Source organism: Streptomyces sp. NPDC091416 (genome assembly GCF_044756845.1).
In the GTDB taxonomy this organism is placed as follows: domain Bacteria; phylum Actinomycetota; class Actinomycetes; order Streptomycetales; family Streptomycetaceae; genus Streptomyces.
Genome location: NZ_JBIVTU010000005.1, coordinates 205,555 through 223,438, shown reverse-complemented (window position 1 = coordinate 223,438; position 17,884 = coordinate 205,555). Strand labels below are relative to the sequence as shown.

Sequence of the window (17,884 nt, the reverse complement as noted above, 5' to 3'; positions counted from 1 at the left end):
CGGCCGCCGGGGTCCCGGGCCTCACACCGCGAGCACGTCGGTTCCCGCCGCCCCCGCCAGCGCCTCCAGTACCGGGGCGATCAGCGGATGCGCCTCCGTGCCCCGCCGCACCGCCGCGAAGACCCGGCGGGTGGGCGCGCTGCCCTGCACCGGCCGGACCACCACGCCCGCCGGGGCCACGCCGCGGAGCGCGGAGCGCGGGACCAGGGCGACTCCGGCGCCGGCGCCGGCGAGCGCGACCACCGCGTGGAAGTCGTCCGAGGAGTGTTCGAGGTTCGGCGCGAAACCGGCGTACTCGCAGGCCAGGACGACCACGTCGTGGCAGGGATTGCCCGGGTAGGGGCCGATCCACGCGTCCTTCGCCAGATCGGCGACGGCCACCTGCTCCTGGCCGGCCAGCCGGTGCCCCACCGGGAGCACCGCGTCGAACGGTTCCGAGTACAGCGGTACGCGGGTGAGCCGCCGGTCGTCCTCGCCCGGCGCGCCGCGGTACTCGACCGCGACCGCCACATCGACCTGCCGGTCCAGCACCATGGGGACGCTCGCGTCGCCCTCGGCGTCCTGGACGCGGACCTTGATGCCGGGTGCGGTCCTGTTCAGGGCGGCGATCGCGGGGGCGAGGACCAGGCCGATGCCGGTGGCGAAGGCGGCGACGGTGACCGTACCGGCGTCACCCGAGCTGTACGCGGCCAGTTCGGCCTCGGCCCGTTCCAGCTGGGCCAGCACCGCGTTGGCGTGGGTCAGCAGGATGTCCCCCGACGGGGTGAGCCGGGCGCCGCGGGCGTTCCGCTCGACCAGCCGGTGGCCGGTCTCCTGCTCCAGCGCGGCGAGCTGCTGGGAGACGGCGGACGGGGTCAGGTACAGCGCGGCGGCCGCGGCCGTCACCGTGCGGTGGTCCGCCACCGCACGCAGGATGCGCAGCCGCCGTGCATCGATCATGTGCCCTATTGTCCCAGGTCGCGCGGGATGCCCGGGGCGCGCGCCCAGGTCGTGTCCGCGAAGTCACGTCCGGCCCGGCCCCGCGAGCCCCGCACGATCCGGACGAGAGGCCCTACTCCCCCAGCGCCGCCCGCGCGTCGACGAAGGCGTCGACCGCCCGGTTCACGTCCGCGGTGGAGTGCGCGGCGGAGAGCTGGACGCGGATGCGGGCCGCGCCCTGCGGGACGACCGGGTACGAGAACCCGATCACGTACACACCGCGCTCCAGGAGCAGCTCCGCCATCCGGCCTGCCTTCGCCGCGTCCCCGATCATCACGGGGGCGATGGCGTGGTCGCCGGGCAGGACGTCGAAGCCTTCCTCGGTCATCCGGTCACGGAAGAGCGCGGTGTTGGCGTTGAGCTGCTCGCGCAGGTCTCCGGCGGACTCCAGCAGGTCGATGACCTTCAGGGAGGCCGCGGCGATGACCGGGGCGAGCGAGTTGGAGAAGAGATACGGGCGCGAGCGCTGGCGCAGCAGCGCCACGATCTCGGCCCGGGCGGCCACGTAGCCGCCGGACGCGCCGCCGAGCGCCTTGCCGAGCGTGCCGGTGATGATGTCGACGCGGTCCATCACGTCGTGCAGCTCGGGAGTTCCGCGGCCGCCGGGGCCGACGAAGCCGACGGCGTGCGAGTCGTCGACCATGACCATGGCGTCGTAGCGCTCGGCGAGGTCGCAGATCTCGCGCAGCGGGGCGACGTAACCGTCCATGGAGAAGACGCCGTCGGTGACGACGAGACGGCGCCGGGCCCCGGACGCCTCCTTGAGCTGCTTCTCCAGGTCGGCCATGTCGCGGTTGGCGTAGCGGAAGCGCTTGGCCTTGCACAGGCGGATGCCGTCGATGATCGAGGCGTGGTTGAGGGCGTCGGAGATGACCGCGTCCTCCGGGCCGAGGACCGTCTCGAAGACTCCGCCGTTGGCGTCGAAGCAGGAGGAGTAGAGGATCGTGTCCTCCTGGCCCAGGAAGGAGGAGAGCCGCTGCTCGAGCTCCTTGTGGACCTCCTGGGTGCCGCAGATGAAGCGGACGGACGCCATGCCGTAGCCCCAGCGGTCCAGCGCCTCGTGCGCGGCGGCGATCACGTCGGGGTGGTCGGCGAGACCCAGGTAGTTGTTGGCGCAGAAGTTCAGCACCTCACCGGGGCGGCCGCCCGCGGTGACGGCCACGGTCGCGGACTGCGGGGTACCGATGACGCGCTCGGGCTTGTGCAGCCCGGCGGCCTCGATCTCCTGGAGCGTGGTGCGCAGATCGTCGCGTACGGAGTCGAACATGCGGGATTCCTTAGGGGTTTCGGATGGTCGGGCGATCCGGTGTCAGACGGTCCAGTCGAGGATGACCTTGCCACCGAGTCCGCTCGCCGCGTCGTCGAAGGCCGCCTCGAAGTCGCGGTAGCCGTACCGGCCGGTGATGACGGGGGCGAGGTCGAGACCGCCCTCCAGCAGGACGGACATGGCGTACCAGGTCTCGTACATCTCGCGGCCGTAGATGCCCTTGACCGTGATCATGGAGGTGACGATCCGGGACCAGTCGACGGCGAACTCCTCGGACGGCAGTCCGAGCATCGCGATGCGGCCGCCGTGCGTCATGTTCGCGATCATGTCGCGCATCGCCTCGGGGCGGCCGGACATCTCCAGGCCGATGTCGAACCCCTCGCGCAGCCCGAGCTCCCGCTGGCCGTCGGCGATGGTCTGCTCGCGGACGTCTAGGGCGAGGCTGACGCCGACCTTGCGGGCGAGCTCCAGACGGGCCTCGCTGACGTCGGTGATCATGACGTTGCGGGCGCCCGCGTGCTTGGCGACGGCGGCGGCCATGATGCCGATCGGGCCGGCGCCGGTGATCAGGACGTCCTCGCCGACCAGCGGGAACGACAGTGCGGTGTGCACGGCGTTGCCGAACGGGTCGAAGATCGCGGCGATGTCCAGGTCGACGGGGACCCGGTGGACCCACACGTTGGACGCGGGCAGGGCGACGTACTCGGCGAAGGCCCCGTCGCGTCCGACGCCGAGTCCCAGCGTGGAGCGGCAGAGGTGGCGGCGTCCGGCCAGGCAGTTGCGGCACTTGCCGCACACCAGGTGGCCCTCGCCGCTGACCAGGTCCCCGACGGCGATGTCGACGACGTCGGAGCCGATCGCCGCGACCTCGCCGACGAACTCGTGGCCGAGGACGAGCGGGGTCGTGATGGCCTGCTGGGCCCACCCGTCGTAGTTGCGGATGTGCAGGTCGGTGCCGCAGATGCCGGTGCGGAGCACCTTGATCAGCACATCGGAGGGGCCGGTCTCCGGTTCGGGCACGTCCATCAGCCAGAGTCCCGGCTCGGCCTTCTGCTTCACGAGTGCCTTCACGGCTGCGGCTCCCTGTACCTGGTGCGGCGTTGATGTCCCCGGGCCGGGGGCATGCCGAAGGAAGCCTGCGGCCCGGGGAAGTATGAGAGGGACTGCGTGGCAGCGCGTACGACCGGCTGCCGCGCACCATCCTCCGCCGTCACGGAGCAATCTGCCGTACCCCGCGCCCCAGGTCCATCGAGGTTTTCTTAAGCGCGCCCGCAGCTTGGCTTCACGCCCCGCCGTACGGGCGTGAGGTCCGCCTGCTCCGTTCGGCGGACGGCGGCGGGGACGCGGGCGGGGCGAGGACCGGGGCGGGGCGCAAGCGGCGCGGCCGGGGCCCGGTCGCCGCCCGTTACCCTGACCGGATGACCCAGCACCCCACGGCGGCCGCGCGGAGGCCGGCCAACCGGGGGCCGAAGGCCGCCGCCGGCAACCGGGCCGCCCTGATCTCCGCCGCCCGGGAGATCTACGCCTCGCAGGGTCTGGACGCCCCGCTCTCCGGGATCGCACGCCGGGCCGGAGTCGGGCAGGCCGTCCTGTACCGGCACTTCCCGGACCGGGAGGCCATCGCGGCCGCGGTCCTGGAGGAGAACGTTCGCCAGATCGAGCGGACGGCCGCCGAAGGCACCGCCCTCGCCGGCATCCTCGGAGTTCTGACCTGGCACCTCACCCAGTCGGCGGCCTTCATCAGCCTCCTGCACGCCGACGAGGCGAGCGGCGGCCACCCGCACACCCGCACGTTCGCCCGGGACCTGCACGACCGGGTCGAACGCGCCCTCCGGCAGTGCCTGCCGCCGGGCCACCGGCTGGATGCGCCGGGCGATCTCATGCTCGCCGTCTCCATGGTCTCCGGAGCCGTCGCCGGCCCCACCCACGAGAAGCGCGAGCACCGGGCGCTGGCGGCCTGGGACCTGCTCGGCGTCACGGTGGGGCCGGTGCGGCCGTTCCAGGAGTGACAGGAGCGAGCGGCCACGGGGTCAGCCGCCGTTGGACTGCCGGATACCCTTCGCGAGCGCGTCGAACGTGTACAGGTACCCGCCGGCGGGTCCGCTGACCGTCATGTACGCCTTGGTCCCGCCGGGCGTGATCGCCACGTTGGTCGCCGACTCCAGCCCTTCGGTGCGGGCCGGGACCTCCACCGTCGCCAGGCGTTCGCCGTACTTGCTGTACACGGCCATCGCGGCCCGGCCGTGCAGCGCCTGGTACAGGTTTCCGTCGGCGTCCACGGCGATCGAGTCGGTCTGGGCGATGCCTGCGTCGACGCGGACGGCCGTGTGCCGGCCGGCGATTCCGGGCCGCTGCTCGACGGGGAGGTAGGAGATGCGGTTCTCCGTCAGCTCGCTGATCCACAGCCCTCGGTGGTCCACGTCGAACGAGATGCCGTTCGTCGCGGCGAGACCGCCGGCCAGGACGGTGGCGTCGCCGCCGTCACGGCCGACGCGCACCACGCGTCCGCGTGGCTCGCCCTCGGCCATGCCGAGGGCGTCGCTGACGTACAGACGGCCTTCCGGGTCGAAGGCGATGTCGTCGGGCTGCATCCGGGCGCCGTCGACCTCGCCGGCGAAGAAGGTCCGCCGGTCGCCGCCGTCCGGAGCCAGGGAGACGATCTCGCCGTGGGAGATGTCGGTCAGATAGAGCCGTCCGTCGTACGGGCTGAACTGCGCCGAGGTGTAGGCGCCCCGGCTGTCGGTGAAGAGCGTGCGCACCGTCTTCTTCCGGACATCGACGCGCAGCACCTTCGGCTTCCCGGCGGGCGCGGTGACATCGACGACGTTCAGTCCGCCGTCCGCCCCGAAGACCGGGCCCTCCAGCAGAGTCATCCCGGTCTCCTGGTGCACCGAGGTCAGCCGCATGAACTCACGGGCGGTCACGGTCCCGCCCGGAGCCCGGGACTGAGCCTCCCCGCCGGGAGCGTCGTCTGACTGCCGCACCCGGTCAGGGCCAGGGCAACGAGCGTGGCGAGCACGGCCGGTGAACGGTTCGGGAGTCGTCGCATGGGGGGGTCCTCTTCCTGTCCGAAGATCGACGTGCCTCAGCACCCTAACCGGACAACACTGTCCGGTTGTTGTTACGGTGCGCAAGGCCGCCCGCTTCCATGGCAGTTCGGCCTCCCCGACGGACAGACGCACGACCGACGAAGAGAGGACGAGGCCCTCCACATGACGCCGCCTCAGACGCCGCCCCGGACACCGGCCCCCGACGAACTCGCCGCGCTGCGCCGGCGCTACCACCACGAGCGCGAGCGGCGCGTGCGGCCCGACGGCCCCCGCCAGTACCGGGCCACCGAAGCGGAGTTCGGCTTCTACGCCGCCGACCCGTACGCGCAGGCGCGGGCCGACCGCGAGCCGTTGCGCGACACCGTCGACGTCGCCGTCGTCGGCGGCGGGTTCGGCGGCATCCTCGCCGGGGCACGGCTGCGGCAGCGGGGCGTGGAACACGTCCGCGTCATCGACACCGCCGGCGGCTTCGGCGGCACCTGGTACTGGAACCGGTACCCCGGGATCCACTGCGACATCGAGTCCCACGTCTACCTGCCGATGCTCGACGAGACCGGATACGTACCGCGGTGGAAGTACGCCCCGGGAGAGGAGATCCGGCGTCACGCGGTACGCATCGCGCAGAAGTACGACCTCTGCTCGGACGCCCTGTTCTCGACCACCGTCACCGCTCTGCACTGGGAGGAGGGCTCCCGCAGCTGGGTCGTGACGACGGATCGCGGTGACGTGTTCCGGGCGACGTACGTCGTGACCGCCACCGGCACCCTGTCCGACCCGAAGCTGCCGGGCATACCCGGCATCGAGACGTTCGCGGGGCACACCTTCCACACCTCCCGCTGGGACTACGCCTACACCGGCGGCTCCCCCGAAGGCGCCCTGACAGGACTGGCGGACAAGCGCGTGGGGGTCGTCGGCACCGGCGCCACCGGCGTGCAGGTCATTCCGAGGCTTGCCGAGGACGCCGGGCACGTCTACGTCTTCCAGCGCACACCCTCCACGGTCGACGTGCGAGGCAATCGCCGCACCACGGCCGCCGACGTCGGCGCGGACCGCGAGGGCTGGGCCGGCGCGCGGCGAGAGAACTTCCTGCGGATCGTCTCGGGCGAGGCGCCGGGCGAGGACCTCGTGGCGGACGGGTGGACGTCGTCGGCCGCGCTGCTGGAGAAACTGCTGCCGAGCTTCCACCGTCCCGACGACCGGGCGGACTTCGAAGCCGCCTACGAGGTGGCCGACGCCGTCAAGATGAACGAGGTGCGGACCCGCGTCGAGCGGACGGTCACGGACCCGGTGACGGCCGAGGCGCTCAAGCCCTGGTACCGGTACGCCTGCAAGCGCCCCACCTTCTCCGACCTGTACTACCCGGCGTTCAACCGCGGCAACGTCACCCTGGTGGACACCGCGGACACCCACGGCATCGAACGCGTCACCGAGGACGGCGTCGTGGTGGGCGGCGCCGCCTACGCACTCGACTGCCTGATCTTCGCCACCGGTTTCTCCGTCGGCACCTCCGGCGTCCTCTCCGGAAGGCTGCCCGTCCACGGCCGGGGAGGCACCCAGCTGCTGCACGCGTGGGGGCGGCACGGAATCCGCAGCCTCCACGGCTTCACCTGCAACGGCTTCCCGAATCTGGTCCAGATGGGTTCACTGCAGAACGCGAGCAGCGTCAACTACACGCACATCCTCGACGAGCAGGCCGTGCACGCCGCCGCCCTCGTCGCGGCCGCCGAGGACCGGGGCGCGCTCCTGGAACCCTCCCGCGAGGCCGAGGACGCCTGGCTGGCCACCATGGCGCAGGGTGCCCCGGATCACGAGTGGTTCCACGCCGCGTGCACTCCCGGTTACTACAACCGCGAAGGCCGCGGCCGCCCCAACGGCCCGAACGCCTACCCGCACGGCGCCACCGCCTTCCATCAACTCCTGCGCCGCTGGCGCGAGGAATCCCTGGACGAGGTCCTCAGCGTGTAGGGCCTTCCGTCCGGATCAGGCTGGCCCCCGCAAGCCCGGCATGATCCGGACGAGAGGCCCCGGCCCTCATCGGTCCCGGAGGAACTCCCGCAGATGCCGGACGAGTTCCTCCGGCCGGTCCTCCGGGATCAGGGTGTAGCTGTCCGCGACCTCCACCAGCTCGCCCTTGGGCAGCAGGCCGGCCAGCCGGCGCCCGTGCTCGGGCGGCATGACCCGGTCCTCCGAGGCCCAGACGACGAGCGCCGGGCGGTCGAAGCTGCTCAGCGCCTCGGCCCAGCACAGGAGTTCGGCCTTCGGCGGCACGCCCAGGACGTACTTCCCGAGGTCACGGCGGATCTCCCGGGAGGTCCACAGCGGCCGGAACCAGGCGTCCATCACCGCGTCGGGTACCGGCCGCTTGCTCATCCGGCCCCAGGTCATCGGCAGCCGCCGCATCGGCTTGATCCTCAGCAGCGCGAAGGCCGCCTTCAGGCCGCCGGGCATCCGGGCGGAGGCGTACAGGTTGCTGCCGGGCAGGCCGGGCGGGAAGTTGTCGAACGCCTCGCAGGAGGTGATGACCAGCCTGCCGATCCGCTGGTCCCGGCCGTCCGCGACCAGGGCCTGCGCGCCGCCCCAGTCGTTCATGACCAGGGTCACGTCGGTGAGGCCGAGCGCTTCGAGGAACTCCGCGACCAGCCGGGCCACACCGAGGACCGACAGGTCCGCGTCGGGCCGCATCGGCCGCCGGTGACCGCCGAGCGGCAGCGTCGGCACGATGCACCGGTAGTCCTCCCGCAGGCCGGCGACGACGTGCCGCCACAGCGACCCGTCCATGGCCACGCCGTGGAGCAGGACCACGACCGGCCCGTCCCCGCCGGTGTCCCCGTACGTCACGACGCCTGCGGAGAGCTCCAACTCGGCCATGCGGTAGTCCTCTTCAGCGGGTCCCGGAGTGGTCGCCCCACCGTACCCGGGGCGGCTCACACACCCCTCCTTTGACATGGACAGGTCTTGACCACTGACGTTATCGCTCCCTAATGTGAGCAGGCGTCAGACGTCTGCTGTCCGTTTTCAGAGAATATGGAGTTGCTCCATGCCCGGAAGACGAACCCTGCTCCTCTCGGCCCTGTCGCTACCGCTGGCATCGCTTCTGACCGCGGCCCCCACCACAGCGGCACAGCCCGCCGCCCCGCAGTCCTTCTACGTCGACTGCGGCGCGGCCGCCGCCGGCGACGGAACCCCGGCCGCCCCCTGGAACGCGCTGGCTCCCGTGAACGCCCACACCTTCCAGCCGGGCGACTCGATCCTCCTCAGGCGCGGCTCCGCCTGCACCGGCCAGACGCTCTCCCCCAAGGGCTCGGGCTCCGCCGGAGCACCGGTCGTGGTCGACGCGTACGGCACGGGCGCCAAGCCCGCACTCGTCGGCGCCGGGCAGGTCACCGACGTCGTAAGGCTCGCGGACCAGCAGTACTGGGAGATCCGCAACCTGGACATCTCCAACAAGGGGGCGGCCGCGGCGACCCGGCGCGGTGTCCACATCACCAGGACCGACTCGGGCGCCGGCACCTATTACCGGCTCACGGACCTCGACGTCCATGACGTCAACGGGAACCAGACCAAGAAGGACGACGACGCCAGCGCCGGGATCTTCTTCGAGGTCCTGGGCAACACGACGCCCACGAAGTTCGACGACGTCGTCCTCACGGGCAACACCGTGCGGGCCGTGGACCGTTACGGCATCCACTTCTGGACCCGCTGGATGCAGCGCCCCGAGCTCAACAACGCCAACTGCGGGACGACCTGCGGGGCCTGGACTCCTCAGACGCGGGTCGTCATCCGCGGGAACACCGTCTCCGACATCGGCGGCGACGCGATCGTCCCCCACCACACCGAGGGCGCGCTCCTCGAGTACAACAAGGTCGACGGCTTCCGTGAGCGCGAGCCCGCGCACTGCGCGGCCGGGCTCTGGGGATGGAACACCCAGGACACGCTGTACCAGTTCAACGAGGTGAGCGGCGGAAAGAGCACCTGCGACGGGCAGGGGCTCGACCTGGACGAGGCCAACATCCACACCGTCTACCAGTACAACTACAGCCACGACAACGAGGGTGGCTTCATCCTCCTGTGCAACGGCGGCGGGTCGACGACCGCGGACAACGTCGTCCGGTACAACATCAGCCAGAACGACGGCGGCCAGCTCTTCGACATGGTCTGCGCGAAGACGGCCAACACGCAGATCTACAACAACACCTTCTACCTAGCCAAGCCGGTCGAGATCATCAGCAACTCGAACGGCTCGACGGCGGCGAACGCCACGTTCACCAACAACGTCTTCCACGTGGCGACGGACGGCGCGAGCTACGTCAACGCCGCCGGCCTCGGCTACGACGCCAACGTCTTCTACGGCACCCACCCGGCCGGCGAGCCGGCCGACGCCCGCAAGGTGACGGCCGACCCGAAGCTGACGGCCCCCGGCACGGCCACCTCACGCACGGACGCCGACGGCTACCGGCTCCGGGCGGGTTCCTCCGCCCTGGCCAACGGCGCGGTCGTACCGAACGCGGGCGTACGCGACTACTTCGGCGGCCCGGTCACCGCCGGCTGCGTACCCGACCGCGGCGCTCACCAGTCGTCCACCACGTGTGTGAAGCCGACGGGGCCGACGGCCGGGATCAACCGGATCTCCGCCGGCACCCAGGCGATCGACGTACCGGCGCACTCCACGGCCCAGGGCACCCAGCTGGTCGGCTGGCTCTGGAACGGCGGCGACAACCAGAAGTGGGACGTCACGGCCAACACCGACGGCACGTACACCCTGAAGAACGTGACCAGCGGCCTGTGCGCCGAGGTCTACCGGAACGCGAAGACGGCGGGAGCCGCCATCGACCAGTGGGCGTGCAGCGGCGACGCGAACCAGCGCTGGACCGCCACACCCGCGACCGGGGGCTACCGCCTGACGAGCAAGTCCAGCGGACTCCTCCTCACCGCGGCCTCCACCACGAACGGGGCGCCGCTCACCCAGCAGGCACCCTCCACCACCGCGGTCCAGACCTGGGCCTTCACCAAGCTGTCCTGACCGGACCGCGGCACACGGGGCGGGGCCGGGCGCCGGGAAAGGCGCCCGGCCCCGTTCGCGTCACGGCCGTCCCGCTCAGCCCCTCGGCCAGGGCCGCCCGTCGAGGCGCTCGATGTCACGGTTGAGACGCGCGAGTACGTCCGCGAGCTGGGCCGCCTCCTGCGGGGTCCACTCGGCCAGTACCCGCTGAAGCCCCTCCCGGTTCTCGGCGCGGTCCTTGTCCAGCCGGTGCTCGCCCTCGGCCGTGATGGCGAACTTCCGGGCGATCCCGCCGTCCGGGTCGGGGATGCGCTCGACGACTCCGACCCGGAGCATCGCCGCGGTCTGCCGGTTCAGCGTGGAGGTGTCGAGGCCGAAGGCGTCCCGGAGCTGACCGATGGACATCGGACCCTCGGCCCGGATACGGCTGAGGAGGATGTAGGCGCTCCGGTCGAGCCGCCCGCCGCCCCGCGAGGTCAGCAGACTCATATGCCGCCCGAGCAGCATCGTCTCGAACTCGATCCGGTCCACAGGCATGTCCACGCGAGGCTTCCTTCGACTGCCGGGCTCGCCTCCCCGCAGGGCGGGCGACCTCTTTTGTACATATATACCACAGCTATGCATCATGCACTTGATGTGCATCATACACTTCTCATGTATGGTGCATAGGCAATGCATGGCGCATCCCGCCATGGCCCCGTCGGAACCAGGAGTACGTACGCGTGGACACACCCCACCCCACGGCCCGCGCAGGCGGCGTCGTCGGCATCCTCGCCTTCGCGGGCATCGTGGCCGCGATCACCCAGACCCTGGTGGTGCCACTGATCGCGGAACTTCCGAAGATCCTCGGCACCTCCTCGTCGAACGCGTCCTGGGTCATCACCGCGACGCTGCTCGCCGCGGCCGTGGCCACGCCCGTCGCCGGACGCCTCGGCGACATGTTCGGCAAGCGGCGCATGCTCATCGCGTCCCTGGCCCCGCTCGTCGCCGGTTCGGTGGTCTGCGCCCTGTCCTCCTCGGTCGTCCCGATGATCGTCGGCCGCGGACTGCAGGGCCTCGGGATGGGCGTGGTGCCGCTGGGCATCAGCCTGCTGCGTGACGTGGTGCCTGCCGAGAAGCTCGGTTCCTCCATCGCGGTCATGAGCGCCTCCATGGGCGTGGGCGGCGCGCTGGGCCTGCCCTTCGCGGCCGCCATCGCGGAGAACTCCAGCTGGCGGGTCCTGTTCTGGGTCGTCGCCGCGCTGTCCCTGGCCGTCGCCGTGCTGATCCGGTTCCTCGTTCCCGTCGATGCGAAGAGCGGAGCCTCACAGGGCTTCGACGTGCTCGGCGCCATCGGCCTGGGCATCGCCCTGGTCTGCCTCCTCCTCGGCGTCTCCAAGGGCGCCGACTGGGGCTGGGGCAGCGGCACCACCCTCGGACTGCTCGCCGCCGCGGTCGTCGTGCTGCTCGTCTGGGGCCGGTGGGAACTGCGCGTCGAGGACCCGCTGGTCGACCTGCGGGTGACCGCCCGCCCCCAGGTCCTCCTGACGAACGCGGCCTCGATCCTGATCGGGTTCTCCATGTACGCCCAGTCCCTGGTCGTGCCCCAGCTGTTCCAGCTCCCCGAGGCAACGGGGTACGGCCTGGGTCAGTCGATGCTCGCCATGGGCCTGTGGATGGCCCCGTCCGGCCTGATGATGATGGCCATGTCGCCCGTCGGCGCCAAGGTCTCCGCGGCCAAGGGCCCCAAGGTCACCCTCGCCGTCGGCGCACTGATCATCTCCCTCGGCTACGGCCTCGCCGTACCGATGATCGACGGCGGCTCCACCTGGAGCCTGCTCGCCGTGACCCTCGTCTGCAACACCGGCGTCGGCTTCGCCTACGGCGCCATGCCCGCCCTCATCATGGGCGCGGTGCCGCAGTCCGAGACCGCCTCGGCCAACAGCTTCAACACCCTGATGCGATCGATCGGCAGCTCCCTGGCCGCCGCCGTCATCGGGGTCGTGATGGCCCAGATGACCACCGACTTCGGTGGCCACGCCCTGACGACGGCAGGCGGCTTCCGCGCGGCGATGCTGATCGGCTGCGTCGTCGCCCTCGCCGCCGCGGCACTCGCCGTCCTCATCCCCGTACGGTCACCGGCCCAGAAGGATCCGCTCGCCACGGCACCCACCGCACCCGAGGTCACCACCGCCAAGGTCTGACATGGCCGAAAAGGTTTGAGTGGAACCTCACCACCCGAAACGGTTGTCCTGTCCCTCCCAGGGGCAGGACAACCCGCTTTTACCTCGAACCGGCCCCTGCCCCGGCCGTAGACTCGCCGGATGGCGAAGTATTTCGACGTACATCCCGAAAATCCCCAGCGGCGCACCATCACCGGCGTGGCCGAAAGCATCCGCTCCGGGTCACTCGTCGCGTATCCGACGGACTCCTGCTACGCCCTCGGGTGTCAGCTCGGCAGCCGTGACGGGATCTCCCGCATCCGCACGATCCGCAATCTCGACGACCGTCACCACTTCACCCTCATGTGCCAGAACTTCGCCCAGCTCGGGCAGTTCGTACAGATCGACAACGACGTGTTCCGCGCCATCAAGGCCGCGACACCCGGTCAGTACACCTTCATCCTTCCGGCGACGAAGGAGGTGCCGCGCCAGCTGCTGCACCCGAAGAAGAAGACCGTCGGTGTCCGCATCCCCGACCACGCCGTCGTCCAGGCCCTGTTGGAGGAGCTCGGCGAGCCGCTGCTCTCCAGCACCCTGCTCCTGCCCGACGAGGAGGAGCCGATGACCCAGGGCTGGGAGATCAAGGAACGGCTCGACCACGAGGTGGACGTCGTCGTCGACTCGGGCGACTGCGGCACGGAGCCGACCACCGTCATCGACTTCTCCAGCGGCGAGCCGGAGATCGTACGACGCGGAGCCGGCGACCCCTCCCGCTTCGAGTAGCCGGGCCGAAGGGCCCCTGCCCGGCGCGCGCCCGCCCGCGGTCCGCGACGCTCCGGCCGGCCGGCGGGCGGGTGGATGCGGTGGTGCTCCGGATGCGCACGGGCGGGCCGACGACGCGTACCGGCCTCCGGGTTCACCCGCCCGGGGCCGGTACGCGCGTGCCTGCCGCTCAGGTCCGGGCCACGGACCGGGGCGGTGTCAGCAGTCGGCCCTCATCAGGTCCAGGTCGACCGTGGTCGTCTGCCGCCCGGACACCCTCGCCCCCTTCCCCAGCGTCTGGTAGCCGTCCTTGGCGGCGATCACCGTCAGCGGGTTGTTGCGTCGGTCGATCCACTGGGCGTACGCCCCGTCGGCCTTCGTGACGAACGTCCAGGCCGCCTGTGACCCGTCGACCGCGACCGTGGCCCCGCCCAGCGGGGCCTTGGACGCGTCGCACGCGACACCGCGCACGACTCCGGTCAGCTTGCCCCAGGACTTCGGCGGTTTGACGGTCATCACCACCCCCACCGGCGCCTGGGCGTACGGGGTGTCCTCCCGGATCGACACCGCGCTGCTGTACGCGCCCGGCTGCTCGACCCGCGCGTCGACGGTCACCTTGACCGTGACCGTCTCACCCGGCGCCAGCGTGGTACGGCCCCGGTCGACCGACATCCACTCGATGTCCGTCGCACCGGAGGCGCAGTCGCCGAACCCGGGCAGCATCTCGCTCTCCGGGAGGGCGTTGCTGCCGCCGGTCGCGCCGCCGATCTTGTAGAAGCCGCATGCGGCGCCGCCCCGGTAGCGGGCGGTATTGGCGTTGGGCAGCGGACGCCAGGTGTCCGTGGCCCGGTTGTACGCGAAGCCCGCGTTCGACACCGCTCCGGCGTGCACGCCGGCGGCCACGATCAGCTCTCCGCCGGCCACCGCGTAGCTCGACGCCCAGGTGGCGTCCGGGGCGTCGGCGAGCCGGCTCCAGGAGTCCGAGGCCGGGTCGTAGGCGTACGTCCGCTCGGTCGCGGCCTCGCCGCTGTTGCCGCCGGTGCAGACGACCTTGGCGTCCAGGGCCCCGCAGGCGGCGAACGCCACCGACACCGGGTAGTCGGCCAGCCTGTGCCACGTGTCGGCGCCCGGATCGTAGGCGACCACGCTGTTCGACGTGGGCGTGCAGGAGCCGGTCGTGCAGCCGCCCACCGCGTACAGCTTTCCGTCGAGCACCGCCTGGCCGGCCGCCGAGCGCGGCAGCGGATTGCCCGCGCCGGGAGACCACTTGTCCGCGGCCGGATCGTAGATCCAGGTGTCGGTCTGCGGGCCGTTGGCGCCCCAGCCGGACGCGGCCACGATCTCGCCGTTGACGACCCCGACCGTCATCGCGGAGCGCGCGGCGGGCAGCGGCGCCGCCTCGGTCCAGGCCAGCGTGGCCGGGTCGTACACCCGGACTTCGGCCGTCATGCCGCTGCCCGTGTTGCCGCCGACCGAGTAGATCTTCCCGTCCAGCGTCACGACCCGGTTGTCCATGATGCCGTGCGGATAGTTCGTGACCGTGGTCCACGGGTCGCCGGTCGGGCCGTCGGCCGTCGCGGTCCTCTTGCTCTCCGGGGTCGCGGCCAGCGACACCGGTATGTCCAGCCGTTGTGCCGGGGCGCCGGTGTCCGTCCCGGCCTGCTGCCGGCTCCGGGTGCTCCCGTCGGCCTTCTGCATCACGAACCCCGAGCCGCTCTCGCCGAAGCGCACCTCGGCCGGCGCGGTGCCGGTGTTGGTGACGTCGAAGGTGCGGGTGGCGGTGCGGTCCCCCAGTTCCAGGGTCGCCGCCACGTCGCCCGGTGCCACCGTCAGCCGGCCGGCCTTCAGGGAGAAGCCGGCCTCCGTCACACCGCCGACGTCGACCTGCCGGGTGTGCGCGGCGTAGTTGTCCGCCGACGCGGTCGCGTCCTGCCCGCCGGAGGTCTTGTCGAACATCCAGTAGAACCCGTCCGCCAGCCGCGGATCGTCGGGCGTGGCCACCGTCCTCACCGTCGCCCCGTCCGCCGTCACCTCGGCGCCGTTGACCCCGGCGCCGGTGTTGGCGTCGTCGACGTTGCCGACGAGGTAGCCGCCGCCTTCGACGGCGTCACAGCTCCGCGTGCCCACGAACACGTTGTCCAGCTGCCAGAACCAGTCGAAGTTGGCCTTGTAGTAGTGGAAGCGCACGCGGACGTCGCTGCGGCCGGCCGCCTGCGGGATGGGGATCGAGGTGAAGCGGGGGCCGCGTACGTCGGCCGTCTGCCGCAGCACGTTGGTCCAGGTGGTCCCGCCGTCGAGGCTCAGGTCCACGTCCGCGAGCTCGGACTGGTAGTTGTTGTAGTCCTGGTCGAACCCGATGACGGGCTCCTGGATCCCGGTCAGGTCCATCACCGGCATGACCAGCGAGGTGTCCTGGTCGGCCTCGTAGTCGTAGTAGTCGCTGTCGACCATGGCGAACTTGCCGTCGCCGCCGGTGTGGTTGCCGCGCCGGAACGGGTCGTCGAACGCCCACACGCCGCCGGAGTGGATGTGGTCGATGATCGACCAGCCCGCGGGCAGCGCTCCGTCGTCGAAGTCCGCGTGGGTTCCCTCGTACGTGTAGCGGTAGCCGTTGGCGACGGAGCACCGGGCCGTGTCGATCCTGGCGTCGACGTCGCGCGTCACGTCGTCGCTTCCCACCGCCACCGCCACCGCCTCGGTCGCGGTCCGGTAACCCGGGTAGACCGGCTGGAACGTGAGCTCGTACGACGCGCCTTCCGGCAGGCTGATCGCGTACTCACCGGTCACGGGGTCGGTGTAGTACACCCCGTCCGGCACGCCGGCCACGGTGATCTTGGTGTAGAGCGGCCAGCCCTGCCCGGAGCCGTCGGTGACCCGTCCGGTGACCGCGGAGGAGTCGTACGCGGTGAGCGCGAACGACTGTCGCGGCGTGGCGCCCTGATCGACCTGGACGGTGGCGGTCCGCGTCGCGTACCCGAAGGCCGACGCGGTCAACTCGTATGAGTCGACCGGCACTTCGAGCCGGTAGCCGCCCGAGTCGTCGAGGCCCAGCGTCCGGTCCACGGTGCCGCCGACGACGCGTACCGTCGCGCCGCGCACCGGGTCGCCGGTGGCCTCGTCGGTGATGTCCCCGGACAGCACGCCCGTCGGCCCGGGGTCACCCGCGCGCACCAGGGCCAGCGCGTCCAGCCGGCCCTCTCCGTAGACGTTGTTGTCGTCGGCCGTGCCGCCGCACTGCGGGTCTGCGGTGTCCACGGCGCTGTCGTCCAGCAGGTCCCTGGTCCTCTCGATGTCGCCGACGAGCGACGGCTCGGCGGACCAGAGCAGCGCGATCGCGCCGGCGACGTGGGGTGCCGCCATCGAGGTTCCCGAGGCGGTGCCGTAGGCGGAGCCCGGAATCGATGACCGCACGTTCACGCCGGGCGCCGATATGTCCGGCTTCACCTTGCCGTCCTGGCCGGTGCCGCGGGACGAGAAGGACGCGATCCTGTCGGCGGAGTCGTAGGCGCCGACCGAGTAGTTGACCGTCCGGCTGCCCGGCGACCCCGAACTCTTGCAGCTGGAGCCGTTGTTGCCGTTCGACCAGACGCCGAAGATCCCCGACGCGCTCCAGGCCGCGGAGATGTCCTCCATGAACGGGTCGTTCGACGGGACCTCGGTGCCCCACGAGTTGTTGATGATGTTGGGCCGTTTCGACGGGTCGGCGTCCGAGCCGTCCGTCCGGGTCGGCGCCAGCATCCACTCCCCGGAGGCGACCAGATCCGCGTCCGAGCAGGTCGCGCAGCCGTTGGCGGTGATCCACTTGGCGCCGGGCGCCACGCCGATCTCGTTCGCCCCGCCGTCGGAGCCGACCATCGTGCCCATGGTGTGCGTGCCGTGCCCGTTGGTGTCGCACGGCACGCCGCCGGCGCAGTTGCGCGAGGCGTCGAACCAGTTGTAGTCGTGGGAGAACGTGCCGTCGCCGTTGTTCCCCCGGTAGTGGCCGACCAGTGCCGGATGGTCGTACTGCACGCCCGAGTCGATGCTCGCGATGACGATCCCGTCACCGTCCACGCCGAGGTCCGACCAGACCTTGTCGGCGCCGATGTCCGAAAGACCCCACTCGACGGACTGCGTGGAGCCGTCGGCCGCCTTGACGGGCTCGACCTTCCCGTACGTCTGCGACGGCCACAGCTGGTCCACCCCGGCCTCGGCGGCGAGGGAGAGCGCCAGCTGCCGCGGTCCGTCCTCGACGAACACCGCGTTGGTCGCCCAGAACGACCGGTAGTCGACGCCGGCCTTCTCCAGGGCGGCGATCACCCTGCCCTGCGATCCGGCGGCCGTCGCCCGGAGCCGCTTGACGACCTCGGCGCCCCGCCGGTCCCAGTCGCCGTCGCGCACCTTCGACAGATCGGCCCGGTCGTCGAACCGTACCCAGAAGTCCGCCTTGCCGTCCGACTCCAGCTCGGCCGACAGGCCGGGCCGGATCCTGTCCTTGGCCGGCGCGGCCTGCGCCGCGGGTACGGCGACCAGGCCGGCGGCCGCGACGGCCATCCCCACGAGGACGCCGACGACAGCACGTCCCCGTCTCCTGCGCCTCGGTGTCACGGGCATCGGACGCCCCCGTCCCTGCGCAGGGCCGTCCGGGGCGTGGCCGCACCGGGCCGTCTGTCAGGCGTCATGAGTCCTCCACGGACGAGAAGCGCGT

11 protein-coding genes and 1 pseudogene are annotated in these 17,884 nt (G+C 71.4%); 5 read left to right on the top strand and 7 right to left on the bottom strand.

From position 1 onward, the window contains the following. Positions 1–21: 21 nt before the first annotated feature. The 3 genes from ACIQMX_RS17190 to tdh form a co-directional block, all read right to left on the bottom strand. Complete coding sequence (locus tag ACIQMX_RS17190; protein ID WP_363073380.1) at positions 22–939, bottom strand: LysR family transcriptional regulator; 918 nt, start codon at positions 937–939, stop codon at positions 22–24. Between the two features lie 112 nt (positions 940–1,051). Beyond that, positions 1,052–2,245: a glycine C-acetyltransferase gene (locus ACIQMX_RS17185; protein ID WP_363073382.1), complete on the bottom strand. Its 1,194-nt coding sequence runs from the start codon at positions 2,243–2,245 to the stop codon at positions 1,052–1,054. A 42-nt stretch (positions 2,246–2,287) separates the two neighbouring features. Further along, on the bottom strand, positions 2,288–3,316 hold the full coding sequence (gene tdh / locus ACIQMX_RS17180; protein ID WP_363073384.1) for an L-threonine 3-dehydrogenase: 1,029 nt from the start codon (positions 3,314–3,316) through the stop codon (positions 2,288–2,290). A 347-nt stretch (positions 3,317–3,663) separates the two neighbouring features. Between tdh and ACIQMX_RS17175 the strand changes: the two genes are divergently transcribed. Then, positions 3,664–4,254 (top strand): helix-turn-helix domain-containing protein, encoded by a 591-nt coding sequence (locus ACIQMX_RS17175; protein WP_363073386.1) that lies wholly within the window; start codon positions 3,664–3,666, stop codon positions 4,252–4,254. A 21-nt stretch (positions 4,255–4,275) separates the two neighbouring features. Here the strand turns inward: ACIQMX_RS17175 and ACIQMX_RS17170 are convergent. Then, positions 4,276–5,294: pseudogene (locus tag ACIQMX_RS17170) on the bottom strand (SMP-30/gluconolactonase/LRE family protein). A 163-nt stretch (positions 5,295–5,457) separates the two neighbouring features. Between ACIQMX_RS17170 and ACIQMX_RS17165 the strand changes: the two are divergent. Continuing rightward, positions 5,458–7,260: a flavin-containing monooxygenase gene (locus ACIQMX_RS17165; protein WP_402478782.1), complete on the top strand. Its 1,803-nt coding sequence runs from the start codon at positions 5,458–5,460 to the stop codon at positions 7,258–7,260. Between the two features lie 66 nt (positions 7,261–7,326). Here ACIQMX_RS17165 and ACIQMX_RS17160 read toward each other — a convergent pair whose 3' ends face one another. Further along, the gene (locus ACIQMX_RS17160; protein WP_402479409.1) at positions 7,327–8,163 is read right to left on the bottom strand and encodes an alpha/beta fold hydrolase; all 837 of its coding nucleotides are present in this window, start codon (positions 8,161–8,163) and stop codon (positions 7,327–7,329) included. A 169-nt stretch (positions 8,164–8,332) separates the two neighbouring features. Here ACIQMX_RS17160 and ACIQMX_RS17155 point away from each other — a divergent pair, with 169 nt between their 5' ends. After that, on the top strand, positions 8,333–10,315 hold the full coding sequence (locus ACIQMX_RS17155) for an RICIN domain-containing protein (protein ID WP_402478779.1): 1,983 nt from the start codon (positions 8,333–8,335) through the stop codon (positions 10,313–10,315). Positions 10,316–10,390: 75 nt separating this feature from the next. On the opposite strand, the gene ACIQMX_RS17150 is transcribed toward ACIQMX_RS17155, so the two are convergent. Further along, a complete protein-coding gene (locus tag ACIQMX_RS17150; RefSeq protein ID WP_363073394.1) occupies positions 10,391–10,837 on the bottom strand; it encodes a MarR family transcriptional regulator in 447 nt (148 codons plus the stop codon). A gap of 179 nt (positions 10,838–11,016) precedes the next feature. Here ACIQMX_RS17150 and ACIQMX_RS17145 point away from each other — a divergent pair, with 179 nt between their 5' ends. Together ACIQMX_RS17145 and ACIQMX_RS17140 are read left to right on the top strand one after the other, a co-directional pair. Then, entirely contained in the window at positions 11,017–12,477 is a 1,461-nt protein-coding gene (locus ACIQMX_RS17145; protein ID WP_402478776.1) for an MFS transporter, read from the top strand. Positions 12,478–12,597: 120 nt separating this feature from the next. Next, complete coding sequence (locus tag ACIQMX_RS17140; protein WP_363073398.1) at positions 12,598–13,218, top strand: L-threonylcarbamoyladenylate synthase; 621 nt, start codon at positions 12,598–12,600, stop codon at positions 13,216–13,218. A 198-nt stretch (positions 13,219–13,416) separates the two neighbouring features. Here ACIQMX_RS17140 and ACIQMX_RS17135 read toward each other — a convergent pair whose 3' ends face one another. Further along, positions 13,417–17,730, bottom strand: a complete 4,314-nt coding sequence (locus tag ACIQMX_RS17135; RefSeq protein ID WP_402478774.1) for a S8 family serine peptidase — start codon at positions 17,728–17,730, stop codon at positions 13,417–13,419. Positions 17,731–17,884: the final 154 nt, after the last annotated feature.

What these genes read in the sequence shown, in the direction of transcription:
- ACIQMX_RS17185 (WP_363073382.1), bottom strand. Translation starts at nt 2,245, where the DNA reads ATGTTCGACTCCGTACGCGACGATCTGCGCACCACGCTCCAGGAGATC.
- ACIQMX_RS17155 (WP_402478779.1), top strand. Translation starts at nt 8,333, where the DNA reads ATGCCCGGAAGACGAACCCTGCTCCTCTCGGCCCTGTCGCTACCGCTG.
- ACIQMX_RS17165 (WP_402478782.1), top strand. Translation starts at nt 5,458, where the DNA reads ATGACGCCGCCTCAGACGCCGCCCCGGACACCGGCCCCCGACGAACTC.
- ACIQMX_RS17140 (WP_363073398.1), top strand. Translation starts at nt 12,598, where the DNA reads ATGGCGAAGTATTTCGACGTACATCCCGAAAATCCCCAGCGGCGCACC.
- ACIQMX_RS17190 (WP_363073380.1), bottom strand. Translation starts at nt 939, where the DNA reads ATGATCGATGCACGGCGGCTGCGCATCCTGCGTGCGGTGGCGGACCAC.
- ACIQMX_RS17160 (WP_402479409.1), bottom strand. Translation starts at nt 8,163, where the DNA reads ATGGCCGAGTTGGAGCTCTCCGCAGGCGTCGTGACGTACGGGGACACC.
- ACIQMX_RS17135 (WP_402478774.1), bottom strand. Translation starts at nt 17,730, where the DNA reads ATGGCCGTCGCGGCCGCCGGCCTGGTCGCCGTACCCGCGGCGCAGGCC.
- ACIQMX_RS17175 (WP_363073386.1), top strand. Translation starts at nt 3,664, where the DNA reads ATGACCCAGCACCCCACGGCGGCCGCGCGGAGGCCGGCCAACCGGGGG.